Annotated in this window: 31 protein-coding genes; 23 read left to right on the top strand and 8 right to left on the bottom strand. The window is 68.2% G+C overall.

Annotation, left to right across the window (positions count from 1 at the left end):
* Window positions 1-11: 11 nt before the first annotated feature.
* A complete protein-coding gene (locus AC1DMS_RS02740; RefSeq protein ID WP_018904130.1) occupies window positions 12-683 on the bottom strand; it encodes an RraA family protein in 672 nt (223 codons plus the stop codon).
* Between the two features lie 33 nt (window positions 684-716).
* Window positions 717-1925 carry an aspartate transaminase gene (locus tag AC1DMS_RS02735; RefSeq protein WP_369664604.1) on the bottom strand — a complete coding sequence of 403 codons (1209 nt, stop codon included), beginning with the start codon at window positions 1923-1925 and terminating at the stop codon, window positions 717-719.
* 162 nt (window positions 1926-2087) lie between these two features.
* Between AC1DMS_RS02735 and nac the strand changes: the two genes are divergently transcribed.
* The 14 genes from nac to AC1DMS_RS02665 all read left to right on the top strand — a co-directional run bounded on the left by nac (window position 2088) and on the right by AC1DMS_RS02665 (window position 13012).
* Entirely contained in the window at window positions 2088-3026 is a 939-nt protein-coding gene (gene nac / locus AC1DMS_RS02730) for a nitrogen assimilation transcriptional regulator NAC (RefSeq protein ID WP_049826248.1), read from the top strand.
* A gap of 147 nt (window positions 3027-3173) precedes the next feature.
* Window positions 3174-3614, top strand: coding sequence for an acetyl-CoA carboxylase biotin carboxyl carrier protein (locus tag AC1DMS_RS02725; RefSeq protein WP_018904133.1), 441 nt, complete (start codon window positions 3174-3176; stop codon window positions 3612-3614).
* A gap of 13 nt (window positions 3615-3627) precedes the next feature.
* Window positions 3628-4980 (top strand): acetyl-CoA carboxylase biotin carboxylase subunit, encoded by a 1353-nt coding sequence (gene accC, locus AC1DMS_RS02720; protein ID WP_018904134.1) that lies wholly within the window; start codon window positions 3628-3630, stop codon window positions 4978-4980.
* The gene (gene pxpB, locus AC1DMS_RS02715; protein WP_018904135.1) at window positions 4977-5645 is read left to right on the top strand and encodes a 5-oxoprolinase subunit PxpB; all 669 of its coding nucleotides are present in this window, start codon (window positions 4977-4979) and stop codon (window positions 5643-5645) included. The genes accC and pxpB overlap by 4 nt, the downstream gene beginning before the upstream one ends.
* Window positions 5642-6646, top strand: a complete 1005-nt coding sequence (locus AC1DMS_RS02710; protein WP_018904136.1) for a 5-oxoprolinase subunit C family protein — start codon at window positions 5642-5644, stop codon at window positions 6644-6646. The genes pxpB and AC1DMS_RS02710 overlap by 4 nt, the downstream gene beginning before the upstream one ends.
* Before the next feature lie 339 nt (window positions 6647-6985).
* The gene (locus AC1DMS_RS02705; protein WP_018904137.1) at window positions 6986-7381 is read left to right on the top strand and encodes an acetyl-CoA carboxylase biotin carboxyl carrier protein; all 396 of its coding nucleotides are present in this window, start codon (window positions 6986-6988) and stop codon (window positions 7379-7381) included.
* A 25-nt stretch (window positions 7382-7406) separates the two neighbouring features.
* Window positions 7407-8171: a LamB/YcsF family protein gene (locus AC1DMS_RS02700; protein ID WP_015866386.1), complete on the top strand. Its 765-nt coding sequence runs from the start codon at window positions 7407-7409 to the stop codon at window positions 8169-8171.
* A gap of 166 nt (window positions 8172-8337) precedes the next feature.
* Entirely contained in the window at window positions 8338-9090 is a 753-nt protein-coding gene (locus AC1DMS_RS02695) for an SDR family oxidoreductase (protein ID WP_018904138.1), read from the top strand.
* A gap of 32 nt (window positions 9091-9122) precedes the next feature.
* Window positions 9123-9824 carry an amino acid ABC transporter permease gene (locus AC1DMS_RS02690; protein ID WP_018904139.1) on the top strand — a complete coding sequence of 234 codons (702 nt, stop codon included), beginning with the start codon at window positions 9123-9125 and terminating at the stop codon, window positions 9822-9824.
* A 6-nt stretch (window positions 9825-9830) separates the two neighbouring features.
* Complete coding sequence (locus AC1DMS_RS02685; RefSeq protein ID WP_015866389.1) at window positions 9831-10589, top strand: amino acid ABC transporter permease; 759 nt, start codon at window positions 9831-9833, stop codon at window positions 10587-10589.
* An 81-nt stretch (window positions 10590-10670) separates the two neighbouring features.
* Entirely contained in the window at window positions 10671-11405 is a 735-nt protein-coding gene (locus tag AC1DMS_RS02680) for an amino acid ABC transporter ATP-binding protein (RefSeq protein WP_018904140.1), read from the top strand.
* A gap of 37 nt (window positions 11406-11442) precedes the next feature.
* On the top strand, window positions 11443-12285 hold the full coding sequence (locus AC1DMS_RS02675; protein WP_018904141.1) for an ABC transporter substrate-binding protein: 843 nt from the start codon (window positions 11443-11445) through the stop codon (window positions 12283-12285).
* 102 nt (window positions 12286-12387) lie between these two features.
* Window positions 12388-12594, top strand: coding sequence for a hypothetical protein (locus tag AC1DMS_RS02670; protein ID WP_018904142.1), 207 nt, complete (start codon window positions 12388-12390; stop codon window positions 12592-12594).
* A 142-nt stretch (window positions 12595-12736) separates the two neighbouring features.
* Window positions 12737-13012: a hypothetical protein gene (locus AC1DMS_RS02665; RefSeq protein ID WP_015866393.1), complete on the top strand. Its 276-nt coding sequence runs from the start codon at window positions 12737-12739 to the stop codon at window positions 13010-13012.
* 11 nt (window positions 13013-13023) lie between these two features.
* Here the strand turns inward: AC1DMS_RS02665 and AC1DMS_RS02660 are convergent, their stop codons facing one another.
* Window positions 13024-14781 (bottom strand): chloride channel protein, encoded by a 1758-nt coding sequence (locus AC1DMS_RS02660; protein ID WP_307596047.1) that lies wholly within the window; start codon window positions 14779-14781, stop codon window positions 13024-13026.
* 107 nt (window positions 14782-14888) lie between these two features.
* A complete protein-coding gene (locus tag AC1DMS_RS02655; RefSeq protein ID WP_018904145.1) occupies window positions 14889-15305 on the bottom strand; it encodes a MarR family winged helix-turn-helix transcriptional regulator in 417 nt (138 codons plus the stop codon).
* A 248-nt stretch (window positions 15306-15553) separates the two neighbouring features.
* Here AC1DMS_RS02655 and AC1DMS_RS02650 point away from each other — a divergent pair, with 248 nt between their 5' ends.
* The 6 genes from AC1DMS_RS02650 to AC1DMS_RS02625 are packed head-to-tail and all read left to right on the top strand — an operon-like array spanning window position 15554 to window position 20205.
* Window positions 15554-16042, top strand: a complete 489-nt coding sequence (locus AC1DMS_RS02650) for a tripartite tricarboxylate transporter TctB family protein (protein WP_015866396.1) — start codon at window positions 15554-15556, stop codon at window positions 16040-16042.
* 19 nt (window positions 16043-16061) lie between these two features.
* Entirely contained in the window at window positions 16062-17579 is a 1518-nt protein-coding gene (locus tag AC1DMS_RS02645; protein WP_026283938.1) for a tripartite tricarboxylate transporter permease, read from the top strand.
* A gap of 24 nt (window positions 17580-17603) precedes the next feature.
* Window positions 17604-18437, top strand: coding sequence for a nitronate monooxygenase (locus AC1DMS_RS02640; RefSeq protein ID WP_369664603.1), 834 nt, complete (start codon window positions 17604-17606; stop codon window positions 18435-18437).
* A gap of 45 nt (window positions 18438-18482) precedes the next feature.
* Window positions 18483-19208 (top strand): RNA polymerase sigma factor, encoded by a 726-nt coding sequence (locus tag AC1DMS_RS02635; protein WP_278878840.1) that lies wholly within the window; start codon window positions 18483-18485, stop codon window positions 19206-19208.
* 35 nt (window positions 19209-19243) lie between these two features.
* On the top strand, window positions 19244-19813 hold the full coding sequence (locus AC1DMS_RS02630; protein ID WP_062365352.1) for a ferritin-like domain-containing protein: 570 nt from the start codon (window positions 19244-19246) through the stop codon (window positions 19811-19813).
* Window positions 19810-20205, top strand: coding sequence for a c-type cytochrome (locus AC1DMS_RS02625; protein ID WP_369664602.1), 396 nt, complete (start codon window positions 19810-19812; stop codon window positions 20203-20205). Before AC1DMS_RS02630 ends, AC1DMS_RS02625 begins: the two co-directional genes overlap by 4 nt.
* 4 nt (window positions 20206-20209) lie before the next feature.
* Here AC1DMS_RS02625 and AC1DMS_RS02620 read toward each other — a convergent pair whose 3' ends face one another.
* Entirely contained in the window at window positions 20210-21196 is a 987-nt protein-coding gene (locus AC1DMS_RS02620; RefSeq protein WP_369664601.1) for a DMT family transporter, read from the bottom strand.
* A 44-nt stretch (window positions 21197-21240) separates the two neighbouring features.
* Between AC1DMS_RS02620 and AC1DMS_RS02615 the strand changes: the two genes are divergently transcribed.
* Complete coding sequence (locus AC1DMS_RS02615) at window positions 21241-22110, top strand: LysR family transcriptional regulator (RefSeq protein ID WP_369664600.1); 870 nt, start codon at window positions 21241-21243, stop codon at window positions 22108-22110.
* An 18-nt stretch (window positions 22111-22128) separates the two neighbouring features.
* On the opposite strand, the gene AC1DMS_RS02610 is transcribed toward AC1DMS_RS02615, so the two are convergent.
* Together AC1DMS_RS02610 and AC1DMS_RS02605 are read right to left on the bottom strand one after the other, a co-directional pair.
* Window positions 22129-22686: a flavin reductase family protein gene (locus AC1DMS_RS02610; protein ID WP_278878834.1), complete on the bottom strand. Its 558-nt coding sequence runs from the start codon at window positions 22684-22686 to the stop codon at window positions 22129-22131.
* A 14-nt stretch (window positions 22687-22700) separates the two neighbouring features.
* Entirely contained in the window at window positions 22701-23966 is a 1266-nt protein-coding gene (locus tag AC1DMS_RS02605) for an acyl-CoA dehydrogenase family protein (protein ID WP_278878833.1), read from the bottom strand.
* A 136-nt stretch (window positions 23967-24102) separates the two neighbouring features.
* Between AC1DMS_RS02605 and AC1DMS_RS02600 the strand changes: the two genes are divergently transcribed.
* On the top strand, window positions 24103-24639 hold the full coding sequence (locus AC1DMS_RS02600; RefSeq protein ID WP_278878831.1) for a MarR family winged helix-turn-helix transcriptional regulator: 537 nt from the start codon (window positions 24103-24105) through the stop codon (window positions 24637-24639).
* A 24-nt stretch (window positions 24640-24663) separates the two neighbouring features.
* Entirely contained in the window at window positions 24664-25617 is a 954-nt protein-coding gene (locus tag AC1DMS_RS02595) for a LysR family transcriptional regulator (RefSeq protein ID WP_278878829.1), read from the top strand.
* On the opposite strand, the gene AC1DMS_RS02590 is transcribed toward AC1DMS_RS02595, so the two are convergent.
* Window positions 25618-26679, bottom strand: a complete 1062-nt coding sequence (locus AC1DMS_RS02590) for a maleylacetate reductase (RefSeq protein WP_278878827.1) — start codon at window positions 26677-26679, stop codon at window positions 25618-25620.
* Window positions 26680-26682: the final 3 nt, after the last annotated feature.

Raw genomic sequence — 26682 nt, 5'->3', positions numbered from 1 at the left:
TCATCCAGGCTTCAGTTGGCGCAGCGCGCTTCGAGCGCGTCGATGAAGGCGCGGTCCCATCGGCCTTCCTTCATGGCCCGGATGGTCTCCGCCTCCGTTGCGAGGTGCGCGCGTGCCTTCTCGATCAGCAACTCGGCCTCGTCTGGCGCGAAGGCCATCAGCCCGTCCTGGTCGCCGACCACGATGTCGCCGGGATTGACGACCATCCCGCCGACGGACACCGGCACGTTGATCTCGCCGGGGCCGTCCTTGTAGGGACCGCGGTGGGTGACGCCGCGCGCATACACCGGGAACTCGCGCGCACGGACCTCGGCCACGTCGCGGATCGCGCCATCGACCACCACGCCCAGGATGCCGATGTGCGCGGCGTAGAACGAGAGGATGCCGCCGACCACCGCGTTGTTGAGGTCGCCGCCGGCATCGATCACCAGCACGTCGCCGGGCCGGCAGAATTCGAGCGCGCGCAGGTACGTGAGGTTGTCGCCTCCGCGCGAGCGTGCCGTGACGGCCGTGCCCGCCATGGTCCGCGCCGTTGGGCGGTGGTAGGGATGCAGGCCGATGCTGCCGATGTTGCGGTGCATGTTGTCACTGAGCGCCGCGACGGGCATCTCGCGCAGTGCGGCGAGGATCTCGGGCGCCACCGGTGCGGCCGACGGGTTCTTGCGGATGGCTTTGTAGGGCATGGTGTTGTCCTCGGAAATTCAGTCAGGCGCGCGTCAGCGCAGGGCGGCCACGGCCCGTGCGATGCGCGCGCAGCCTTCCTCCAGCGTCTCGATCGACGTGGCAATGGAAAGGCGGAAGTAGGGCGACAGGCCGTAGGCGGTGCCCGCGACCACGGCCACGCCTTCGCTCTCGAGCAGGTACATCACCACGTCGCCGTCCTGGTCCAGCCGCTTGCTCTCTGGCGTGGTCTTGCCGATCAGGCCGCCGCAGTGGATGTACAGGTAGAAGGCGCCCGGCGGCGGGCTGCAGTGCAGGCCGGGGATGTCGTTGATCAGCGCCAGGGTGCGGTCGCGGCGCTGCTTGTAGATGGCCACGCTCTCGGCCACGAAGTCCTGGTTGCCGTCGAGCGCCGCCGCGGCGGCCGCCTGGCTCACCGAGCAGCAGTTGCCGGTGGACTGCGACAGCAGTGTGTTCATCGCCTGGACCAGATCCGCCGGGCCGGCCGCGTAGCCGATGCGCCAGCCGGTCATCGCATAGGTCTTGGAGACGCCGTTGATCACCAGCGTGCGCTCGCGCAGCGCAGGCGCAACCGCAAGCAGGTGCGGCGTCGCCTGGCCGTCGAAGCGGATGTGCTCGTAGATGTCGTCGGTCATCACCATCACTTGGCGGTGGCGCTGCAGCACCTCGGCCAGCGCGCGATATTCGTCGGCGGTGTAGCTGGCGCCGGTCGGGTTGCTCGGCGAGTTGATCAGCAGCCAGCGCGTGCGCGGCGTGATCGCGGCCTCCAGCTGCGCTGGCGTCAGCTTGAAGCCGTTGGCCTCGGGGCAGGCCACGGTGACCGGCGTGCCTTCGCAGGCCAGCACCATGTCGGGATACGACACCCAGTAGGGCGCGGGAATGATCACCTCGTCGCCCGGCTCCAGCGTGACGGCGAGCGCGTTGTAGATCGCGCTCTTGGCGCCGCTGGTGGCGATGATCTCGTTCATCGCGTAGTGCAGGCCGTTCTCGCGCTCCAGCTTGGCGGCGATGGCTTGGCGCAGCTCCACCGTGCCGGCCATCAGGGTGTAGCGCGTCGCGCCTTTCTCGATGGCGGCGGCGGCGGCCTGCCGGATGTGGGGCGGCGTGTCGAAGTCGGGCTCGCCCACCACGAGGTTCACGATCGACTTGCCCTGGCGGCGCAGTTCGTTGGCGCGGTCGGCGGCCGAAGTGCTGGGCGAGGGCTTGATGCGCCGCACGCGGGCGGCAATGCGGGAGGGCGTCACTTGTCTTCCTGGGTTGGCGATGGCATGGACCGAACGGTACGCACATCGATCGCGCGAGGCCAAGACGAGATTGCACTGGTTGTATAGGCAGAGCTTATGGTGGGCCCCGATGGCCGCTGCGCGAGGGCGGTGCTAGGCTCGGCTTTTGCTTGGGGACACGGCGTGAACCTGCGACGCCTCAAATATTTCGTGAAGATCGTGGACATCGGCAGCCTGACGCAGGCGGCCGAGGTTCTTTTCATCGCCCAGCCCGCGCTGAGCCAGCAACTGGCCACGCTCGAGGGCGAGGTGCGCCAGCAGCTGCTGGTGCGCACCAAGCGCGGCGTCACGCCCACCGAGGCCGGCAAGGTGCTGTACCGGCATGCGCAGATCATCCTGCGCCAGTGCGAGCAGGCCCGCGTGGACATGGAAGCGGCCGGCGAAGGGCTGTCGGGCCAGGTGTCGGTGGGGCTTGCGCCCGGCACGGCGGCCTCGGCGCTCTCGCTGCCGCTCTTGCGCACGGTGCGTGCGCGCCACCCCGGCATCCTGCTCTACCTGAACGAAAACTACGGCACCACGCTGAGCGAGCTCATCATGAACGGCCGCATGGACCTGGCCGTGCTCTATGGCGACAAGGCGATCCACGGCCTCTCGTTCCTGCCGCTGCTCAAGGAGCCGCTGTTCCTGGTCGGGCCGGCCGCCATGCCGGCGCCGGCGCAGCCGGTGAAGCTGGCCGACCTGCGCGACATCGAGCTCTTCCTGCCGCGCCCCTACAACGTGGTTCGCAAGCTGGTCGACGCGGCCTTCGTGCGCGCGGGCATGGTGCCGCGCGTGGTGGCCGAGATCGAGTCGGCCTTCACGCTGACGGCCGCCATTGCCGACGGGCTGGGCGCCACCATCCTGCCGGCGTCGATGGCGCGCGAAGTGGTGGCGGCCTGCGGGGCCTGGCAGTTCCAGATCGTCGATCCGGTCATCGAGGCGCCGCTCGCGCTGTGCCAGTCCGACCACCTGCCGCTCTCGGAGCCGGCGCAGGCGGTGAAGAGCATCCTGCTCGAACTCGTGGTCGACCTGGCCGGCACCTTCGCGGCCACGCCCGAACCCGAACTGGCTGCGCTGTCGTAGCGTGCCGTCATAAGCCGGCCTTATCCCGGCACAGCCATTCCGTCTTGGGCTTTGTGCCCGCGGGCCGCTACCGTTCATGCCTGCCGTCACGCGTTCGCGGAATGCGTCGGCCACCAAGGATGTTCTGTCGCCACAGGCAGCCCCGGCATGAAGCAGGAACAGATCAAGACGCTCATCGACGCACTCGCGGCCTCGGACCTCGCGGAGCTGGAGTACAGCGAAGACGGCAGCACATTGCGGCTGGTGAAGCAATCGGCGCTGGCGGCCGTGCCCGCAGCCGCGCGGCGCCCGGCTGCTGCTGCGCGCAAGGCGCCCACCGCGGAGTCTGCGCAGCAGGCACCGCCGCCAGCCGCCGCGGCCGAATGCCTTGCGCCGCTCTACGGCGTGGTGCACCTGCAGTCCGCGCCGGGCGAGCCGCCCTTCGTGCAGCCGGGGCAGGCCGTCGAGGCCGGCCAGATGCTCTGCGTGATCGAGGCCATGAAGATGTTCAACGAAGTCCGCGCCGACGCTGCCGCCACCGTGCAGGCCGTGCTGGTGCGTTCGGGCCAGGAAGTGGAAGCAGGCGAGCCCCTGTTCCGCTTCGGTTGAGGAAAGCTGCGCGATGTTCGACACCGTCCTCATTGCCAACCGCGGCGAGATCGCCCTGCGCATCCTGCGCGCCTGCCACGGCCTGGGCCTCAAGACCGTGGTCGCGCATTCCGAGGCCGACAGCGAAGCCAGCTACGTCGCGCAGGCCGACCAAGCGCTGTGCATCGGGCCCTCCGCGCCGGGGCAGAGCTACCTGAACCAGTCCGCCATTCTGTTTGCCGCCGAACTCAGCGGCGCGCAGGCCATCCACCCGGGCTACGGCTTCCTGTCGGAGAACGCGGGCTTTGCCGCGCGCGTGGAGCAGGCCGGCCTCGTCTTCATCGGCCCCAGCGCCGCCTGCATCCGCACCATGGGCGACAAGGTCTCGGCCAAGCGCGCGATGCGCAAGGCTGGTGTGCCGTGTGTGCCGGGGCCCGACGAGCCGCTGCCGGACGACCCGGCCGCCGTGCAGGCCATCGCGCGCGAGATCGGCTATCCGGTGATCGTCAAGGCGGCGGGTGGTGGCGGCGGGCGCGGCATGCGCGTGGTACAGGGCGAAGCGGCGCTGCTCGATGCGATGGCGCTCACGCGCGAGGAAGCGCGCCAGGCCTTCGGCAACCCCGAGGTCTACATCGAGAAGTTCCTGCTGCACCCGCGCCACGTCGAGATCCAGGTGCTGGCCGACAGCCACGGCAACGCCATCTGGCTGGGCAGCCGCGACTGCTCGCTGCAGCGCCGCCACCAGAAGGTGATCGAGGAAGCGCCCGCGCCCGGCATCGATGAGGCGCTGATGGCCGAGGTGGGCGAGCGCTGCGCGGCCGCCTGCCGGCAGATCGGCTACTGCGGCGTGGGCACCTTCGAGTTCCTCTACGAGAAGGGCGCCTTCTATTTCATCGAGATGAACACCCGCCTGCAGGTCGAACACCCGGTGACTGAGATGACCGCGGGCATCGACATCGTGCAGCAGCAGTTGCGCATGGCGCGCGGCGAGCGCCTTGCGCTGGTGCAGCACGAGGTGCGCTGCCAGGGCCATGCGATCGAGTGCCGCATCAACGCCGAGAACCCGGACACCTTCGCGCCTTCGCCCGGGCGCATCACCGGCTGGCAGGTGCCGGGCGGCTTCGGCGTGCGGGTCGATTCGCACGCCAACGCCGGCTACCGCGTGCCGCCGTACTACGACTCGATGATTGCCAAGCTGATCGTGCACGGCAGCACGCGCACCGATGCGCTCGACCGCATGCGCCTGGCGCTCGCCGAGATGCGCATCGACGGCATCGCGACCAACGTGCCGCTGCACCGCGAGCTGCTGCGCGACGAGGGCTTTGCCGCCGGCGGCGTCGACATCCACCACCTCGAGCGCTGGCTGCAGCAAAGGAGCGCGGCATGACCGTGCAGCGGCCATCGATCAGCCTGCTGGGCACGACCGCGCTGATCTTCGAGGCGCCCGGCGAGATGAACCTCGACTCGCAGCAGCGCATCTGGGCGCTGGCGCACGAGACCCAGGCCTGGCCGGAGATCCGCGAAGCCGTGCCGGGCATGAACAACCTGATGCTGACCTTCCTGCACCCGCCGCGCGGCGCCGGCGCGCTCCAAGCCCTGGAGGCGCGCCTGCACGATGCGTGGGACGCGGCCGTCGCACGACCGCGCGAAGGCCGGGTGGTCGAGCTGCCCGTGGTCTACGGCGGCGCGGGCGGCCCGCACATGGCCGACGTGGTGGCGCACACGGGCCTCAGCATCGAGCGCATCGTCGAGCTGCACAGCGCGCCGCTCTACCCGGTGTATGCGCTCGGCAGCCATCCGGGCTACTGCTACCTGGGCGGCATGGACGCGCGCATTGCCACGCCGCGCCGCAAGGTGCCGGTGCTGAGCATCCCGGGCGGGGCGGTGTCGATCGGCGGGGCGCAGACCGGTGTCTCGGCCTCGGCCGGGCCCAGCGGCTGGAACACCATCGGCAGCACCTCGATGTGCTTCTTCGATCCCGCGCAGGACCCGCCCGCGGCGCTGCAGCCGGGCGACATGATCCGTTTTCGCGTGGAGGGCATCGTCCGATGATCGAAGTGCTTTCCTCGGCCGCGCTCGCCACCGTGCAGGACCAGGGGCGCACCGGCAGCCTGCGCTGGGGCGTGGGCACCTCGGGCGCCATGGACAACCTGGCGCTCGCGGCCGGCAACCTGCTGCTGGGTAATGCGCTGGATGCAGCCGCCATCGAAGTGCCGGTGTTTCCCTTCAAGGTGCGTTTCGGCGAGGACTGCGCCTTCGCGCTGACCGGCGCCGATTGCGCGGCCCGGCTGGACGAGCAGCCGCTGCTGCCCTGGTGGGTTCACCAGGCGCGGGCCGGGCAGGTGCTGGCGCTGGGCCTGCCGCAAGGCGGCGCGCATCAGCGCGGCAGCCGCGCCATGCTGTGCCTGGCCGGCGGGGTCGAGGTGCCCGAAGTGCTGGGCTCGCGCAGCACGCAGCTGCGTGGCGCCTTTGGCGGCCACGAAGGGCGTGCGCTGCGCCGGGGCGACGTGCTGCGCGCCGCCGCAGCGGGCGCTGCGTGCAAGACCGGCTTCGGCCTCGTGCCGCCCGCGCTCGCATTGCCGCTGCAGCAGGGCGGCGTGGCAGCCGTGCGCGTACTGCCCGCGGCCGAGTACATGGCGTTCGAGCCCGCGTCGCGCGACGCCTTCTGGGCCGGCGAATGGAAGATCACTGCGCAGAGCGACCGCTACGGCTACCGATTGGAGGGCGAGGCACTGCGCCCCATCGCACCGATGGAGCTGCGCTCGCACGGCATCGTGCCCGGCGTGATCCAGGTGCCGCACAGCGGGCAGCCGATCATCCAGATGCGTGACGCCCAGCCTTCGGGCGGCTACCCGAAGTTCGGCACGGTGATCGAGGCCGACATGTGGCGCCTCGGCCAGGCGCCGATCGGCAGCCGCGTGCGCTTCATCGAAACCACCTGGGACGAAGCGCTGGCCGCGCTCGACGAAGTGCGCGCCTGGCTCGACAAGGTGGCACGCATGGTGGAACTGCATCGCGGTGCGCCTGTTTCCGTAGCGAGGCAACCGGGATGACGCCTTGTTTTTTTATTCGCCGTGTCGTGTTTGGAGCGTGCTGTTCAGGGCGCGCTCCTGCCGACGGGGTACCTTGCTCCGCGAATGTCCCCCGCCTTCGGCTCCTCCTTTATTTCGCTGCGCAAGGCACCCCATCGACAGGAACGTTATGCGCAGCGGCGGTTGATCAGCGGTACACCACGAGCGTGCCCAAGTGCACAGGGCATCGGGTGCTCCCCGCAGCGAAATCAAGGAGGAGGCCGCAGGCCGGGGGACATTCGCGGAGGGGAGTACCCGGTGGCCTGTGCACGCGTCCCGAACAGAAGCGCCCCGAACAACAGCACCCCAAGAAAAGCTGACATGCAGGACATCGCACTGCGCACCTCGCAGCTGGCCGCCTGGCTGGCCGGCACCGACATCGGCCTGCTCGAACTGCGCACGCCAGAAGGCACGCTGCGCCTCGGACGGCAGGGCGACAACATCGTTGAACTGCCGGCGGAAGAAGCCGAACCAGAGCACTCGCCGATCCACGCCCCCTCCGTCGGCGTGTTCCTGCACAGCCATCCGCTGGCCGCGGCGCCGCTGGTGCGCATCGGCCAGCGCGTCGAAGCCGGCCAGACCCTCGGCCTGCTGAAGATCGGCCCGCTGCTGCTGCCCGTCACCGCGCCGCAGGCCGGCATCGTCGACGGCCTCCGCGCGGCCGACGGCCTTGCAGTCGGCTTCGGCGCGCCGCTGCTCGACCTGCTCCCCCTCTGACGAACGAGAGAGAAAAAGGACTCCCATGGACATCGACCTGAACGCAGACCTCGGCGAAGGCTTCGGACCCTGGCGCATGGGCGAGGACGAGGCGCTGCTCGACATCGTTTCTTCCGCCAACGTGGCCTGCGGCTTCCATGCGGGCGATCCGGTCATCATGGACCGCACCGTGCGCCTGGCGCTGGCGCGGGGCGTTGACGTGGGCGCGCACGTGGGCTTTCCCGACCTGCTCGGGTTCGGCCGCCGGCCGATGCAGATCGAGCCGAAGGAACTCGTCGCCTACGTGCTCTACCAGCTGAGCGCGCTGGACGGCATGGCGCGCACCGCCGGCCACCGCATGACGCACATGAGCTTTCACGGCGCGCTCGGCAACATGGCCGCGGCCGACGCCGCGCTGGCCGAGCCGCTGGTGCGCGCGGTGGCGGATTTCGATCCGATGCTCATCGTCAGCACTTCCGCCAGCCGCGCCATCGAGGACGCGGCCGCGCGCTGCGGCCTGCGCGTGCGCACCACCTTCCTGGCCGACCGCGCCTGCGGCGACGACGGCCTGCTGGTGCCGCGCAAGCTGCCCGGTTCGGTGATCCACGACCAGGGCGCGGTGCTGGCGCGCGTGCGCCAGCTGCTGGAGGAGGGCACGGTCACCAGCCACAGCGGCAAGAAGATCCCGATGCGCGCGCATTCGATCCTGCTGCACGGCGACACGCCCGGTGCGGTGGAGCTGGCGCGCGCGGTGCGCAGCGTGGTCGAGCAGGCGGGGCGCGTGGTGCCGATCTCGAAGCAGCCGGACTAGCAGGTCTGCAGCCCGGACATGGTGCTTACCCTAGGCCGTATGCACGAACACGGGGCAACATAAGGGCGGCTTATCGCTCCACAGCCAATCCGTCTTGGCGCCGCGAAGAAGCGCTCGATACAGTGAATTCAACGCAGCGATCTCCAGTTCCACGAAAGAAACAAAGATGCCCTTCTCCGACTACAAGACCGCGCTGGTGACGGGGGCCTCCTCGGGCATCGGTGCCGCCGTCGTCGAGCGCCTCTGCAAGGAAGGCCTCCAGGTCCACGCGCTGGCGCGCAGCGCCGGCAAGCTGGCCGAACTGGCCGCGCGCACCGGCTGCATCCCGCATGCCATCGACGTGAGCGACCTCGCCGGCATCACCCGCCTCACGCAGGAGGTGGCATTCGACGTGCTGGTCAACAACGCCGGCGTCGACCGCCCCGGCTCCATCCTCAAGGCCGATGCCGAGGGCATCGACCTGCTGGTCGACGTGAACCTGCGCGCCGTGCTGCACCTGTGCCGGCTCGTGGTGCCCGGCATGGCCGCGCGCGACCGGGGCCACGTGATCAACATCAGCTCCATTGCCGCGGCCTACAACTTCGGCGGCAACAGCACCTACCACGCGACCAAGGCGGCCGTAAGCATGCTGTCGCGCCAGCTGCGCATCGACGTCTTCGGCAAGCGCGTGCGCGTGACCGAGATCTGCCCGGGGCGCGTGGCCACCGACATCTTCGCGCACGTGCACGGCGACTCCGAAGAAACCCACAAGCGCTTCGTCGAAGGCTACGAGCTGCCGCAGGCCGAGGACATCGCCAATGCCATCGCCTTCGCGATTGCGGCGCCCATCGCGGTCAACGTGGGCCACATGGAAATCACGCCCACGCTGCAGGTGCCCGGCGGACTCTCGACCGCGCGCCCGGAAGCGCCGCAGGCCTGAACGCCCCGCACGGCCACGCCAAGGAGCAGCACATGAAGGACTTCGACCTGCTCGCGATCCTGCTGAAGCCGGAGTTCGGCGCGATGCTGCTGCACGGCCTGCAGGAAACGCTGAAGATCGCGGCCGGCTCCTGGCTGCTGGCCATGGCCATGGCGGTCGTGCTGCTGGTCGTGCGCCTCATGCCGAGCCGGCTGGCCGAGCGTGTGGTGATGGGCTATGTCTCGTACCACCGCAACGTGCCCACGCTGGTGCAGCTCATGCTCTGGTACTTCGGCATCTTCAGCCTGCTGCCCGATGCGCTGCAGGGCTGGCTGTCGGTGCACAACGCGGAGACGATTCTCTCGATCGTCGCGCTCGGGCTCTGCCAGGCCGCCTACTTCAGCGAGGACATGCGCTCGGGCCTGCGCTCCATCCCGCCCGGCCAGGCCGAGGCCGCGCGCGCGCTCGGCCACGGCTACATCGGTTCGATGCGCCACGTGATGCTGCCGCAGGCCATCCGCAACGCGGTGCCGGCACTGGTGAACCACAGCGTGTCGCTGTTCAAGAACAGCAGCCTGGCGATGGCCATCGGCGTGGCCGAGCTGACCCACGCGGTGAAGGAGATCGAGAGCCAGAGCTTCCGCACCTTCGAGGCCTACAGCATGGCGACGGTGCTGTACCTCGTGTGCTCGCTGCTCATCATGGCCGTCGGCGGCTGGCTGTCGCGGCGCTACCGCATCGCCCAAGCGAGGTAAGAGGCCATGTTCAGCGTCTTTGAAATCCTGCGCGACAACTGGCTGCTGCTGCTCGTCGGCCAGTACCCCAGCGGGCCGCTCGGCGGCATCGTCGCCACGCTGATCCTGTCGGTGCTGGGCATCGTGCTGGCGTTTCCGCTGTCTGTGCTGCTGGCGCTCGCGCGGCTGTCGCCCTGGCGCCTGCTGCGCTGGCCGGCCACGGTGCTGGTCTACGTGGTGCGCGGCGTGCCGCTTCTCATGGTGATCCTGTGGGTCTACTTCCTGGTGCCGATCCTGATCGGGCGCGATGTGTCGGGCTTCACCACCATGCTGTGCACGCTGGTGATCTACGAGGGCGCCTACCTGTCGGAGGTGGTGCGCGCCGGCATCCAGGCGCTGCCCAAGGGCCAGGCCGAAGCGGCGCGCGCGCTCGGCCACAGCCACCTGGGCACGATGTGGTTCGTGATCCTGCCGCAGGCGCTCTACAACATGCTGCCGAGCATGCTGAGCCAGTTCATCTCCACCATCAAGGAGACCACGCTGGGCTACGTCATCAACGTGCAGGAGCTGACCTTCGCGGCCAACCAGATCAACAACCAGCTGCTGACCAAGCCGTTCCAGGTGTTCTTCATCCTGGCGATGACGTACTACGTCGTCTGCTTCAGCCTGACGCAGCTCGCGCAGTGGCTGGAGCGGCGCATTGCCCACAAGCGGCTCGGTGCAGCTTCCGTGAAGACATCCGAAGACGGTGTTTCGCTGCCGCCGCCGGTGGCAGCAAACCCGTGAGGCCGCGCTCGACGGCCATCGACCACAAGACCAGGAGACAGCGCCATGAACCCCGTTCCACACCCCGCAGGGGATGACACCATGATCCTGTTCTCCAACATCAACAAGTGGTATGGCGACTACCAGGCGCTCGCCGACGTCAACGCCGAGGTCAAGAAGGGCGAGGTGGTGGTGGTCTGCGGCCCTTCGGGCTCCGGCAAGTCCACGCTGATCCGCACCGTCAACCGGCTGGAGGAAGTGAAGTCGGGCCAACTGCTGTTCGACGGCCACGACATCCACGCGCCCATGAGCAGCGCGGCGCTCAACAAGCTGCGCAGCCGCATCGGCTTCGTGTTCCAGAGCTTCAACCTGTTTCCGCATCTCTCGGTGCTGGAGAACATCATGCTGTCGCCCATGCGGGTGCTGGGCGTGAAGCGGTCCGACGCAAAGGCGAGGGCGGCGCAGCTGCTCGAGCGCGTGGGCCTGTCGAACAAGGCAGGCGCCTACCCGGCGCAGCTGTCGGGCGGACAGCAGCAGCGCGTGGCGATTGCGCGCGCGCTGGCCATGGAGCCGCCTGCGATGCTGTTCGACGAGCCCACCAGCGCGCTCGACCCCGAGATGGTGGGCGAAGTGCTGTCGGTGATGCGCGGCCTGGCCCACGACGGCATGACCATGATGTGCGTCACGCACGAGATGAACTTCGCCCGCGAGGTGGCCGACCGCGTCTGGTTCATGGACGCGGGCCGCATCCTCGAGAAGGCCGACCCCGAGGCCTTCTTCAAGAGTCCGCAGCATCCGCGTGCGCAGCGCTTCTTGTCGGACCTGCGCGCGCACTGATTTTTTTCTTCCCCCAGCATCTCCTCAGGAGCTCACCATGTCGAACAGAAACGTCTTCCGCCTCACCACGATCGGAACCTGTCTTTGCGCCGCCTCTCTGCTGGCGCATGCCGACCAGTGGAGCGACATCAGCGCGCGCAAGGAGCTGCGCTGCGGCACCTTCGCCGACGTTCCGCCCTTCGCCGCGCCGGATCCGAAGACGCGCGAGATGGTGGGCCACGACGTCGACCTGTGCCACGCGCTGGCCAAGGAACTCGGCTTGACGGCCAAGGTCACGCCGCTCTCGGTGGAAGCGCGCGTGCCCGAGGTCAAGCTCGGGCGCGTCGACGTGACCATTGCCAACCTGGCCTACACCAAGAGCCGCGGCGAGCAGATCCAGTTCAGCGACCCGTACTACGTGGCCAAGGAAATGCTCGCGGTGAAAGCCTCCGACCCGGGTGCCGCCAAGGCCGACTTCAAGGGCAAGCGCCTGAGTTCGACCAAGGGATCGACCTCGGAGCTGTCGATCAAGATGAACGGCTCGGAGCCCGTGACCTTCCAGGACACCGGTTCGGCCTTCATGGCGGTGCAGCAGAACAAGTCGGTCGGCATGGTCGCGAACACCATGACCATCACCAAACTGGTCAATCAATCGAAGACCGAGGGCGTGGCGCTCAAGATGATCAAGGAGCCGATGGTGCTGCAGCCCATCGGCATCGGCATGAAGAAGGACGAGCCGGTGCTGTTGGCCAAGGTGAACGGCGCGCTCTACGCGCTCGAGAAGTCGGGCGAGCTCGACAAGATCTGGGCCAAGTGGCTCGGCCCGAACACCGAATACAAGATGGTGCGCGAAGAAAAGGTCACGCCGCTGGCCGACCTCAAGTTCGAACTCCTGCCCTGAGAGCATCCACCTTGCCGCCAGCGCACCCAACTAGTTATAAGAACTAATTATTAAAACGAAACTGCGTATTGTTTTTGCGCGTTTCTTGGGCATCATTTCCGCATGGAGAAGACAAAGGCCCTGGTGACCGTGATCGAGATGGCGCGCGCCGGCCTCGGCTTTACGCCTGCCGACGCCCTCGACCACATCGCCGCTCTCATCGCCCAGGAGGATGCACAAAGCCCGTTCCACGACCGCCGGGTCGAGGAACTGCTTCGCCTCGGGGCCTGCATCTGGAGCCTGCGGCGGGACCTCGTGACGCCGCGCTGAGCTTTGCTTCGCCCCGCCGCCTCGCGCGCACGGGCTATGCCGTGTGGCCAGATGCAGGAAAGGGTACTTAAGGCTACATTTTCCAGACCAAGAAAAGCCGGCATTCTTTGGGTCGAACAAACGCCGGCAATCGGAGGACTGAATGCCGCTCTTGTTCCTGCTGAGGCTCCAGCACACGCTGCTGCCTGTCCGAGTCGCGCTTCCGGAGGAAGTGCGGATCGTCTCGGTGCTCGTGGCCACGGGCTTGATCGAGGCCGAGTTCGCACCCGTGAGGCCCGCTGGCCGGGATGCCGCATCGCGCATTGCGACGGTGAGGCGCATCACCGAGGAAGGCCTCGCCGAGCTCGCGCAGATGAGCGACGCCCCCAAGTTCGTGAAGACCTCGATGCAGTTCGCGCGCGGATTGCGATTGATGTAGGGCTTGCAGGATCAGGCCTGCCACGGCAGCCCGCGCATCCGCTCGCGCTTTTCTTCCTCGTCGAAGTGCGCGAGCGAAGGCTTGATCAGGTCGCTGCGCGCCACGATGCCCACCAGCACCAGCGACTGCGCGTCCTTCACCACGGGCAGCCGCTCGAGCCGATGGCGCGCGAGCCGCGTGGCCACCGCGCGGCAGTTCTCGCCCGGCAGCGCAAAGAACAGCGGCACGTCGGCGCATGCGTCGCCCACGGTGGCAATGGGATCGCGCGTGCCGCACGCGGCCAGCATCGCGCGGTCCGCCACGCCGATCACCGCGCCGTTGCGCACCACGGGGAACGCACGGTGGGCCTGGCCGTCGCCGAAATGCTCGAACAGCGCCCGCGCCACCGGCAGGGCCGCGTCGATGCTGCGCACCTCGCGCGTCATGACCTCTTCCACCGAGTGCCGCTCGAGCGGATCGACGCCGTATTCGCGGTAGATGTGATAGCCGCGGCGCGCGATCTTCTCGGTGAGGATCGAGCGGCGCATGGTCAGCACCGTGAAGCCATAGGCCACGGCGGAGGTGGTCAGCAGCGGCAGCAGCGCATTGCTGTCGTGCGTGAGCCCGAAGGCGAAGATGGTGGCGGTGAGCGGTGCGCGCATCACGCCGCCCAGCGTGGCGGCCATGCAGACCAGCGGCCACAGCATCGGGTCGTTGCCGGGCAGCACGTGCGAGAGCACCACGCCCAGGCCCGCGCCCATCATCAGGAGCGGCGCAAGCACGCCGCCCGAAGTGCCCGAGCCCAGCGAGATGACCCAGATCACCGCCTTCACCGCGAGCAGCGCGGCCACCACGCCGAGCGCCAGGTGGTTGTGCAGCAGATCGCCGATCACGTCGTAGCCCACGCCCAATGCACGCGGCTCGAAGTAGCCGCCGATGCCCACCGCCAGGCCGCCGATCGCCGGCCACCACATCCAGTGGATCGGCAGCTTACCGAACAGGTCTTCGACCTTGTAGAGCGAGATCGAGAGCGAGGCCGACAATGCGCCGCACAGAAGCCCCGCGGCCACGCACGAGAGCATCGCGAGCGGGCCGGGCACCGCGGTCTGCAGCGGAAACAGCGGGCCGGCATCCATCAGCAGCGGACGTGTGAACCCCGCCACCGCGCAGGCCACGGCCACCGGCAGCAGGCTGCGCGGCCGGAGCTCGAACAGCAGCAGTTCCACCGCCAGCAGCACGGCCGCCACCGGCGTGCCGAACACCGCCGTCATGCCCGCGGTGGCGCCGGCCACCAGCAGCGCCTTGCGCTCGGCGGCCGTGAGATGGAAGTGCTGCGCGATCAGCGAGCCGATGGCGCCGCCGGTCATGATGATCGGCCCTTCGGCGCCGAACGGGCCGCCGCTGCCGATCACGATGCCCGAGGACAGCGGCTTGAGCAGCGCCACCTTCGGCGACATCTTGCTCTTGCCGAACAGGATCGCCTCGATCGCCTCGGGAATGCCGTGGCCGCGGATCTTGTCGGAACCGTAGCGTGCGACCAGCCCCACGATCAGCCCGCCGATCACCGGCACCGCAATGACCCAGGCGCCCAGCGTGTGCCCGGCCGGCGAGCGGTCCGCCAGCGAGAAGGTCTGGAAGAAGAACAGGTTGGTGAAGAAGCGGATCAGGTCGAGCAGCACGCGCGCGGCCACGGTGCTGACCGCCCCGACCACGATGGCCATGACGGTGATGCGCAGCAGGCGCGCATTGAGGGCGAAGTCGCCGCGGGGCGGGTGGGGGACTGGAGTCATGGCTGTTCGGGAAGAGTCGATCTGCCTCATCCGAGGCCAGCCCTCGAATATATCATTTCATGACATATTCGGTTCGCCCCCTGCGTTGAGAAACCCGCAGCGGCCTGCTAGGCGCCGCCCTTGCTGGCGAGCGCCACCACCTTGGCCAGTTCGGCCACCTGGTCCGCGTGCAGCACCGCGAGCCGTTCCAGCTTCCTGCGTCCCGCGGCCAGCAGATGGACCTCGACCTGGCGCCGGTCCGCATGGCTGGGCTTGCGCTTGACCAGGCCGGCCTCCTCGCAGCGCGACACCAGGGCGACCACGCCGTGGTGCTGGGCCTGCAGTCGCTCGGCGATCTCGCTGATGGTGGCCCACTCGCGGCCGGGAAAGCCCTGGGTGTGGAGCATCAACTGGTATTGAAGGACGGTGATGCCTTCCTCCCGCGCCGCGTCTTCGCTGAAGCGAAGGAAGCTGCGCAGCCTGAATCTGAAGTCGGACAGTGCCTCGAAGTGCTGCTTCTCGATGGATCCCCGTTGGCTGGCCATGAACTTTCCAAGAATGATTGTGCGAACGGAAAGCAATGTAGCAGCCGGCCCGATTCCGACGCAGGGTAATTACTCACAATGTGATGCAATAAACCTCATAACATGATGCATCTGACTTGAACCTGACCTGTGCGATGCCGGCTGCCTTCTCGGCATGCCGCGCGCACTTCCCCGTTGTCCGCTGCCGTTGCCCGTGCATCAGTGCGGGTTGCCGTATCCATTCCATTCGAGAGAGAGAAAGATTGCGTATGCAGATCAAGAGCCAGAAGACCTTCTTCTCGGGCATCATGTTCACCTGCGTCGGCGCGGCGTTCGCGCTGGGCGCCGCCAACTACAACGTCGGGAGTGCGGCCCGCATGGGGCCGGGCTACTTCCCGCTGATCGTGGGCGTGCTGCTGACCCTGCTGGGCCTGGTGGTGATTGCCACCGCGTTCACGGGCCCCACGTCCGACGGCGAGCCGGTCGGAAAGATCGCATGGAAGCCGCTCGGCTTCATCATCGGCGCCAACCTGCTGTTCGGCATCCTGCTGGCGGGCCTGCGCAGCATCGGCCTGCCGGCCATGGGCCTGATCCTCGCCATCTATGCGCTGGTGATCGTGGCCTGCATGGCCGGTGCCAACTTCTCGATGAAGCTGTCGCTGGTGCTGGCAACCGTGCTGGCCATCGGCAGCTACCTGACCTTCATCGTGGGACTCAAGCTGCAGTTCCAGGTGTGGCCCACCTTCATCACCGGCTGAGCGCGAGGCACCACCCATGATGGATCTGATCAACCACCTGTCGCTCGGCTTTTCCACCGCGGTGACGCTGCAGAACCTGGTCTATGCGTTCATCGGCTGCCTGCTGGGCACGCTGATCGGCGTGCTGCCGGGCATCGGCCCGACGGCCACCATTGCCATGCTGCTGCCGGCCACCTACGCGCTGCCGCCCGTGGCCGCGCTCATCATGCTCGCGGGCATCTACTACGGCTCGCAATATGGCGGCTCGACCACCGCCATCCTGGTCAACCTGCCGGGCGAATCGTCGTCCGTGGTGACGGTGATCGACGGCCACCAGATGGCCAAGCGGGGGCGCGGCGGACCGGCGCTCGCGGCCGCGGGCCTGGGCTCGTTCTTCGCGGGCTGCGTGGGCACGCTGATCCTTGCCGCGTTCGCGCCGCCGCTGACCGAGATCGCCTTCAAGTTCGGCCCGGCCGAGTATTTCTCGCTCATGGTGCTGGGCCTGATCGGCGCGGTGGTGATGGCCTCGGGCTCGCTGCTCAAGGCCATCTGCATGATCATGGTGGGCCTGCTGCTGGGCCTGGTCGGCACCGACGTGAATTCGGGCGTGGCGCGCTACAGCTTCGACATTCCGGAACTGACCGACGGCCTGGGCTTCATCGCGATCGCCATGGGCGTGTTCGGCTACGGCGAGATCATTGCCAACCTGGCCCGGCCCGAGGACGAGCGCGAGGTCTTCACGGCCAGCGTCACGGGCCTCATGCCCACCAAGGAAGACTTCAAGCGCATGTTTCCGGCCGTGCTGCGCGGCACCGCGCTGGGCTCGTCGCTGGGCATCCTGCCGGGCGGCGGCGCCACGCTGTCGGCCTTTGCGGCCTACACGCTCGAAAAGAAGATCAAGCTCAAGGCGGGCGAAGTGCCCTTCGGCAAGGGCAACATCCGCGGCGTGGCCGGGCCCGAAGCCGCAAACAACGCGGGTGCGCAGACCTCCTTCATTCCAATGCTGACGCTGGGCATTCCGCCCAACCCGGTCATGGCGCTGATGGTCGGCGCCATGACGATCCACAACATCCAGCCGGGCCCGCAGGTGATGACCAGCAACCCGGAGCTGTTCTGGGGGCTGATCGCCTCGATGTGGATCGGCAACCTGATGCTGGTGATCCTGAACCTGCCGCTCATCGGCCTGTGGATCAAGCTGCTGACCATTCCCTACCGGTGGCTGTTCCCGGCGATCGTGCTGTTCTGCGCGATTGGCGTGTACTCGACCAACAACAACGTGTTCGACATCTGGCTGGTGGCGATCTTCGGTGTCGTGGGCTACACCTTCATCAAGCTCGGATGCGAGCCGGCGCCGCTGCTGCTCGGCCTCATCCTGGGGCCGATGATGGAAGAGAACCTGCGGCGCGCGCTGCTGCTCTCGCGCGGCGACTGGAGCGTGTTCGTCTCGCGGCCGATTTCCGCGGGGCTGCTGGCGGGCGCGGTCGCGCTGCTGCTGATCGTGCTCCTGCCCTCGATCAGATCGAAGCGCGAAGAGGCGTTTGTCGAGGAAGCAGGTTAGCCAAGGCAAGACAAGGAGCCGCCCATGTCCAGTTCCCGCCAGGCTTCGGCGCCCGAATCCGCCGCGGCGCTGCACCGGCCGGTGTGCGAGCTGCTCAAGTGCAGCCTCCCGCTGGTGCTGGCCGGCGCGGCCGACCCCGAACTGGTCGCGGCCGTGACGCAGGCCGGCGGCTTCGGCTTTCTCGGCACGTCGGAGGCGCCGCCTGCGCGCCTCCGCGAAGAGGTGCTGGCGGTGCGGGCGCACACGGACCGGCACTTCGGCGCTGAATTGAATCCGGCCGCCACGGAGCCGGCGCTGCTCGACGCGCAGATTGCTGCCTGCATCGAACTGCGCGTGCCGGTGGCCGGGCTGCTCGGCGCGCTGTCCAGGACCGCCGTGCGGCAGCTTCGCGAAGCCGGGGTGGTGGTGGCCTGCCAGGTGTCATCGGTCAGCGGCGCGTGCGAAGCAGAAGGCGCCGGGGCGCAGATCCTGATCGTGCAGGGCCGGGAGGCCGGCGACGCCGTGCGCGGTGCGCAGCCGCTGGCTGCCATTCTTGCGGATGTGCTGGTGCTGGCGTCGGTTCCGGTGCTCGCCGCGGGCGGTATTGCCGATGGGGCGGACATTGCCGCCGCGCTGGCTGCGGGCGCGCAGGGCGCCGTTCTGGGTGCCGCGGCCCTGCAGGCGCGCGAGGGCGAAGGTGAGGCCGAAGGCACGGCACCGCTGGAGAAGATCGCCAGCGCCAGCAGGCGCCTGCACCAGCTCGCATCGGACGCGGCGGCCTCGCTGCGGGGCCGGGCACTGCGCTTTCCTGAACGCGTGATGCTGTCCTCGCCGGTCTGCTATGCCGACGAACTCGCGCCATCGAGCAAAAATAATTGAAACGCGGCGCGGGGCTGCTTCATCCAATGGGAAAGAGAAGCACACATGTCCCACGCCGCCCCCTCCCCAGTTGCCGCATCGGCGAGCCCCGCACAGGGCTCCGACCGCGAACTCGCGGCGCGCGCCGCGCAAGGCGATGCGCCGGCCTTCGAGTGCATCATGCGGCGCCACAACCAGCTGCTGTTCCGCACGGCGCGCAGCATCCTCAAGAGCGACGAAGAAACCGAGGACGCGCTGCAGGACGCCTACCTGCGCGCCTGGCGCGCCATCGGCAGCTTCCGCGACGATGCGCAGCTCTCGACCTGGCTGGTCCGCATCGTGATCAACGAGGCCCTCGGGCGCCTGCGGCGCCGCGGTGCGCAGGTGATTCCGCTCGACGGCGCCGCCGCGCCCGGCTTCGATGAAGACGAGCCCGAATCGGCCGCCGCCGACGATCCCGACAAACAACCGGAACGCCACGCCATGCGGGAAGAACTTCGGCGGCTGATGGAGCGCCGCATCGATCGCCTGCCCGATGCCTACCGCACCGTCTTCATGCTGCGGGCGGTCGAGGAAATGAGCGTCGAGGAAACGGCCGCGGCCCTGGCGCTGCCCGAAGCCACCGTGCGCACCCGCTTCTTCCGCGCGCGCAGCCTTTTGCGCGAAGGCCTGTCCCGCGACATCGACGTGGCGGTGGGCGATGCATTTTCATTCGACGGCGCGCGCTGCGATCGCATCGTGGCGCGTGTGCTGGCGAGCCTGGCCGACGGGCGGGAATCACCCCGCCCCTGAAGCTCTTACCCACGATCACTACGAGGAAAACAACCATGTCCTTCTTTCAAATGACTTCTCCCGTCGCCGCGCGGCGCATGTTCCTCGGCCAGTCGGGGCTGGTGCTGTCCGGTGCCGCGGTCGCGCTGCTGGCCGGCCGCGATGCCCTGGCCGCCAAGACCGGCGGCGCCACCGGCAACGACGTGCAGATCCTCAACACCGCGCTTGCCGCCGAACTCGAGGCCATTGCGGCCTACCAGGCCGGGGCCGAGAGCAAGCTGCTCGAGAAGCCCGTGCTCGACCTGGCGCTGAGCTTCCAGGGCCACCACAAGGCGCATGCGGACCTGCTCGCCAAGACGGTCGCCAAGCTCGGCGGCCATGCCGTGGCGGCCAAGGCCAGCTACGGCTTTCCGCTGGAGCAGCTGAAGTCGCAGGCCGACGTGCTGCGCTTTGCGGCCAAGCTGGAGCAGGGTGCCGTGAGCGCGTACCTGGGTGCCGTGCCGCTGTTCGGCAATCGCGACCTGTCGAAGGCGGCTGCGAGCATTCTTGGCGACGAGGCGATGCACTGGGCCGTGCTGCGGCAGGCACTCGGCGAAACGCCCGTGCCTTCGGCCTTCATGTCATGAGCTCAGGCCGGTGGCTCCTTGCGGCCGCCGCACTGGCCGCGGCCGCGCACGCGTGGGCAGTGCCCGACGCGGTGCGCGGCGAGCAGGTCTACGCGCGCTGCCTGGCCTGCCATGCGCTGGCGGTCGACCGCGTCGGGCCCCGGCACTGCGGGCTGTTCGGCCGGCTGGCCGGCAGCGTGCCCGGCTTCGCCTACTCGGAGGCCATGAAGAAATCGAAGATCGTCTGGAACGACAAGACGCTCGACCGCTTCCTGGCCAAGCCGCTGGCCATGGTGCCCGGCACCGCCATGACCTACGACGGCGTGCCCGACGCCGCAGAGCGCGCGGACCTGATCGCCTACCTCAAGCATGCCAACGAAGCGCCGCCATGCAGCGGCCGCGCACGCGAGTGAGCCATCAGCCGCCGCCCGCCGCATTCTGCTTCGGCTGCTTGATCGTCCACAGCGCTGCCGCCATCAGCGCGACACCCGTAAGCTGGACCCCGTTCAAGCGGCGCCCGTACACACCCCAGTCCACCAGCACCGCAGTCAATGGGTACACGAACTGCAGCACGGCGATCCTGCCGAGCGAAAGCCGGGCCATGCCCGCAAAGAGAAGGGCGTAGGCCAGCCCGGTGTGCAACACGCCCAGGCCCGCGAGCCACGCCCAGGCGGGCGCCGAATCCGGCCAGCCGAACACAAGAGGCACCCACGCCAGGACAACAACGCCGATCAGGCACTGCCACCAGGCCAGCGCGTAGGACGTGATGGCTTTTTCCGTATTGGCGAGGATGGTCACCGCGGCATAGCAGAGCGATCCGCCCAGGCACATGAGCAGGCCGAGCGTGTAGCCGCTGCCCCATGAGGCCACCGATGCCATGTTGCCGAAAAGCCCGGTCGTCAGCGCGAGGCCGCACAGTGCGGCCAGTGTGGCGGCCCACTGGCGCGGCGACACGGCTTCGCGCAGGACCAGTGCGCCGAAGAGAATGATCCACACCGGCTGGATGTGAAAAACAATGGTGGCCACCGCAATCGAGATGCGCGGGATCGCCGCGAAGAACAGCGCCCAGTTCAGCACCATCAGGCAGCCCGTCGCGCAGGCGATCCATCCGCTCTTGCCGCGCAGCCGCAGCTCGTTCGTTCGGCCGGTTGCCAAGCCCCATGCGAGCAGCGCCAATGCACCGAAGGCGCAGCGAAACAGCACCGTGACCAGCGGATGCTGGTGCGCCTCTTCCACGAAGACGCCGATCGTGCCGAGCAGCACGCCGCCGGCAATCAGCAGCCATTGCCCCGTGCTCTCCCGTTTCGATTGCCGGCGCGTCGCCGCGAACGCGGGGTGCACCTGGACTGCCTTCTTTTGCATGAAGGCGATCGTCCGCCCATGCGACAGCGGCGTAAAGCGCATAGTTCGAAGGCCTATCATTCGAACATCGAATGAGAAGCGCGACGATGAAATATCCCGATCTCCAGATCGACTGGCTGCGCGCCCTGGTGGCGGTGGTGGATGCCGGCTCGCTCTCTGCCGCGGCACCGCTGGTCCACCGCTCGCAGTCGGCGGTGAGCATGCAGATCAAGAAGCTGGAGAACGCGCTCGGCCAGGCCGTGCTGCTGCGAGGCCCGCGGCACCTGGAAGTGACGCCGGCGGGCGCGCAGCTGCTGGGCTATGCGCGCCGCATGCTCGAACTGCAGTCGGAAACGCAGAACGCCATGTTCGGACCGGAGCTCGCGGGCCGCGTGCGGCTCGGCGTGCCGGACGACTACGCCTCCACCTACCTGACGCCGGTGCTGCGCAGCTTTGCCGGCCGCTACAAGGGCGTGGAAATCGAGCTGACCTGCGAGCAGTCGACCTCCCTCATTCCCAAGATCGCGCGGGGCGAGCTCGACCTGGCGCTGGTCTCTCGCGACAAGCCGCAACGCGGACAGCTCCTGTTCCACGAACCGCTGGTGTGGGTGGGCACGGCGCAGCATGAAGCCTGGCGCCGCAATCCGTTGCCGATCGCCGTCTACGAGGCGGGCAGCATGGCCCGAACTGCCGCGCTCTCAAGCCTGGCCGCCAGGCGGCGCGCCTATCGCATCGTCTATCACAGCTCCAGCCTCGCCGGCCAGCTCGCGGCCGTGGAGAGCGGCCTGGCCGTCGCCGTGTTCACGCGCTGCAGCGTTCCGGCCCACCTGCAGATATTGCAGAACCTGCCCAGCGGCTTCGACCTGCCCAGGCTCAAGTCGATGGATGTGGCGGCGCTGCGCAGCAAGGTGTCGCTGCGCTCGCCCGCGGTGGATGCGATGTACGAGCAGATGGTGCGGACCTTGAGCCCCGCATAGGCGAGGGCACCGGCGCGATCAACTGCCTCCGCCCTGCGGCCGCGCCAGGGTCTCGGCAAGCTCCCACAGCGAGCCCATCTGGCCTGAATGAAAAAGCAGGGGTGGCACATCGGTCCGCGAGAAGCGCTCCACGCGGCCGAGGATGATGGTGTGGTCACCTTCCTGGTGGCGCGAGTAGGTCGAGCACTCGAAGGTCGCGACGCTCTCGACGAGCCGAGCGCATCCGTTGGACCCGATCTCGAAGGCTTCGGCGAAGCGCTCGAACTTGTCGGCCGCGGGCTTGGCGAAATGCCAGGCCAGCTCGCGCTGCCCGGCGGTCAGCACGCTGAGGTTGAACGGCCGCGTCGCCAGGAATGCATCGGCGCTGCGCGTGTCGTCGCGGATGCTCCACAGGATCAGCGGCGGGTCGAGCGACACCGATGCGAAGGAGTTGATCGTCATGCCTTCGCGCTTGCCGTCCGGCGTGGTGGTGGTCACGAGGCACACCCCCGTGGGAAAGGCGCCGAGCGCCTGCCGCAGCTGGCGCGCATCGACCGTCTCGGCCGCGTCGCCCGTGATGAGAGCCCAGGAGTACATGGCCGGTGCCTCGGTCAGTACTGGCCCTTCGGCTCCAGGCCGAGCAGGTACTGGCCCACCATCGAGGAGACCGCGTCCCAGTTGAGGCTGATGTGGCGCGAGATCGCATTCGTGTCGCGCCACATGCGCTGGATCGGCTGGTTCAGCGACAGGCCCGCGCCTCCGACGCTCGCGAACACCGCCTCGACGGCATCGCGCGAGAGCCGCGCGGCAAAGGCATGGTCGCGCCGGTTGCGGATCCGCTGCTCGATGCTGATGACGTGGCCGTCCACGGCCATCTGCTCCACCTGCGCGGTGTCGCGATAGAGCAGCAGCCGCGCCGCATCGACGCTGGCCGAGGCTTCGGCCAGGCGCGACTGCACGGGAAAGAATTCGCTGAGCCGGCTGCCGCCGCCGGCCACGGCGCCCCGGGTGACGCGCGTGCCGGCCAGTGCGATCAGTTCGTCGACCGCGCCTTGCGCGGTGCCGACGATCGGCGACACCAGGCAGACCGGCACCGCCGACAGAAAGGGGATGCGGTAGATCGGATTCGCGTTGACCTTGGCGCCCGGCGGATTGTTGGAGGATGCCTCCGCGAAGGTCAGCTTGCGGTGCCCCGGAATGAACACCGGCTTGTCGATGACGATCGCCTTGGACCCGGTGCCTGCCTGGCCGGCCACGTGCCAGTTGTCCTCGATGGCCCAGTCCGAGCGCGGCGCGAGCAAAAAGCCGGCTGTCGGCGGGGCGCCTTTTTCTTCAGGCGGAAACTGCACGCCCAGCAAGGCCCACTGCGAGTTGTCCACGTTCGAGGCAAAGAGCCACTTGCCTTGCACCCGATAGCCGCCGTCGACCTTCTCGGCCATGGTCGCGGGCGCATACGAGCCGCAGACGATCGCGCGCGGGTCCTTGCGCCAGACGTCGTCCTGCGCCTCTTCCGGAAAGATCGCGACCAGCCACTGGTGGATGGCGCCGAGCGAGCAGCCCCACGATGACGAGGTGCAGCCCCGCGCCAACTCGCTGACCACGTCGATGAACGCAGTGAACCCGTACTCGTAACCGCCGTAGCGCGCGGGCTGCATCAGCCTGAAGAAGCCCGCGTCGTGGAAGGCCTGCGTGGTGGCCTCGGAAACGCGGCGGTCCTGTTCGGTTTGCTGCGCCCGCTCGCGCAGCATCGGCACCAGATTGCTTGCAGATGCAGCTATTGTTTCGATCGAAGGCGCGTCCGTCACGGGCGACTTTCGGCCCGGAGCGGGGAGGTCTACGCGGTCCAGTTGGGCAAAGGGGTTGGCGGCTTCAGTCATTGGTGGTCTCCGGATGGTGGGTGGGAACTCGACGGTGGCAAGGCTTCGATTGAAGCGCATGAAATTTGCAAATGCAAATAATAAATGCTTGGGGTTTACGCTATATCGATGCCGGCAATCGCCTGTAGCATTCGGTATGGCCACCAGAAAACAGACCGCAGCGAAGTCGACGCAGCCACGCAAGGCGCGCACCGAGGCACCTCCAAAATTGAATGCAAACGCAGATAAATTAACGGACCATGACCTCGAGCGGGCCATTCCGTACCTGCTTGCCCGCGCAGGCATGCGCATGGGGCAGTCGTTCAGCAAGGAGCTCAAGCAGTTCAAGCTCTCGCTGACCGAGTGGCGGGTGTGCGTGGCGCTGCACCACAAGGCGCATCAGCGCCTCTCGGATCTGGCGCTGCACACGTCGACGGACGCTTCCACGCTCTCGCGGGTGGTCGATGGCCTCCTGCAGCGCGGCGTGCTGGTGCGCGACCGGTCGGACGAGGATGCGCGCGCGCTCGCGCTGAGCCTGACCGAGGCGGGCCGCGACCTCACGCTGCGGATCATTCCGCTGGCCCAGGTCTACGAGCGTGTCTCGCTGGCCGGCTTGACTACCACGCAGGCCGAATCGCTTCGGGACATGCTCCGGATGGTCTACGACAACCTGGCCGTGCTGGACAACGAATGACCGTTCGGTGAAGGAGGCGGCGCCATGAACATCAACTCCATCGACCTGAACCTTTTCCTGGTGTTCCAGGCGATCTACGCCACGCGCAGCGTCACGCTCGCGGGCGACCGCCTCGGCATGACGCAGTCCGCGGTGAGCAATGCCCTCAAGCGCATGCGCGAACGCTTCAACGACGCGCTGTTCGTGCGCTCGGCCGACGGCATGGTGCCCACGCCGGTCGCCGAGCGGCTCATCGCGCCCATCGAGGAAGGCATCGCGTGCCTGGTGCAGGCGGTCGACCAGGGCCGGACCTTCGAGCCCGAGACCTCCAGCCGCACGTTCCGGATCGCCGTCAACGACATCGGGCAACTGGTCATGGTGCCCGAGCTGCTTTCGGTCGCGCGCGGCATCGCGCCGGGGGTTCGTTTCGAAACCGTGGATGTCTCCGTGGCCGAGGCCCGGCAGCGCATGCTCCACGGGCAGATCGACGTCGCCCTGGGCAGCTGGGAAGCGATGGGGCCATCGTTCTACCAGCAGCGGCTGTTCGACGAGACCTTCGTCGTGCTGATGTCGAAGGCGTCGCCGCTGGGCGCGCGCGAGCGCATCGAGCTCGACGACTACCTTGCGGCCGAGCACATTGCCTACCGGCCCCAGGGCACCACCGACTTGCAGCTCCAGCAAACCCTGGAGAGGGCCGGCGCGCTCGACCGGCGGCGGGTCGTGCTTACCGCCGCCCATTCGCTCGGCCTGACGTCGATCGTCGCCACGTCGGGGTTGCTGCTGACCGCGCCGGCACGCCTTGCCAAGGCCATGGTGGCGTCGCGCGCGGACCTGCACAGCGTCGACGCGCCGTTCGAGGTCAGGCCCTTCGAGATCCGCCAGCAGTGGCACGAGCGCTTTCACCAGGACAGCGGCAACCGCTGGCTGCGCGAGCTGATCTTCGGGCTCTTCCATGAACGGTCGAGCCGCGAGCCTGCGCCGCAGGCGCGAGCCACCTGATCAGGCTTGCGGCGGCGCGCCCTCCCATGCGCGGCCGAGCAGGGCGCGCAGCGCCGCCTTCTCGAGCGGCCGCGGATTCGGATACTGGTTGGAGACTGCCAGATCGGCTGCATGCTCAAGACCGGCGGCCGGCATGCCGATAGCCTTCAGCGACACGGCAGCGCCGTGCGTTCTTGCGAGTTCGAAGAACCCCATGGCCGCCTCCGCGGTTCCCAGGGCTCTTGCAATGCGCGCCATGGCCTCTGGCGCCGCGCTCGCGTTGTACGCAAGCGCATGCGGAAGAACCACGGTGTGCACCTGCGCATGCGGCAAATCGAAGGTGCCGCCCAGCGTGTGGCACAGCTTGTGGTGCAGGCCCATCGACACGGCACCGAGCACCGTGCCGCACAGCCAGGCGCCGTAGAGGGCCTGGCTGCGTGCGGGCAGGTCGCGCGGGTTGTCCCGCAGCGGTTGCAGCGACGCCGCGCAGGCGCGGATGCCTTCTTCTGCCATCAATGAGATCACCGGGTTGCCGTCGTGCGCATACAGGCCTTCCGCCGCGTGCGCCATCGCATTGATCGCGCTCGTGACCGTCAGGTCCAGGGGCAGCGACAGCGTGAGCCTGGGGTCGTAGATGACGACACGCGGAAGCACGCGTGCATCGCGTCCGGTCTTCTTCAGCCCCGCTTCCGTGATGCCGTAGATGGGCGTCGCTTCGCTGCCCGCATAGGTCGTCGGCACCGCGATGATCGGCAGGCCGGACTCCAGCGCAATCGCCTTGCCGAGCCCGATGGTGGAGCCACCACCCACCGCCAGCGCGCAATCCGCCTTCAGCTCCGAAGCCAGTGCGCGTGCCTTGCGCGCGGTCTCGATCGGCACGTGCATGGCTGCTTCATCGAAGATCCCTGCGATGCGGCCCGGCAGCCGGTCGGCAATGGCTTGCGCCTGCTCGCGCTGGTTGGGCGTGCACAGGACGAGGGCGCGCGTCGCGCCCAGGCGCTCGATCTCCGCTGGCAGCTGGTCGATGCTGTCCGCACCGAAGACGATGCGCGAAGGGCTCGCGGTGTAGACGAAGCGCTCCATGCC

This window comes from Variovorax sp. 05T418 (assembly GCF_056396385.1).
Note: the sequence above shows the minus strand (reverse complement) of the source record. Positions and strands in the feature narration are given on the sequence as shown.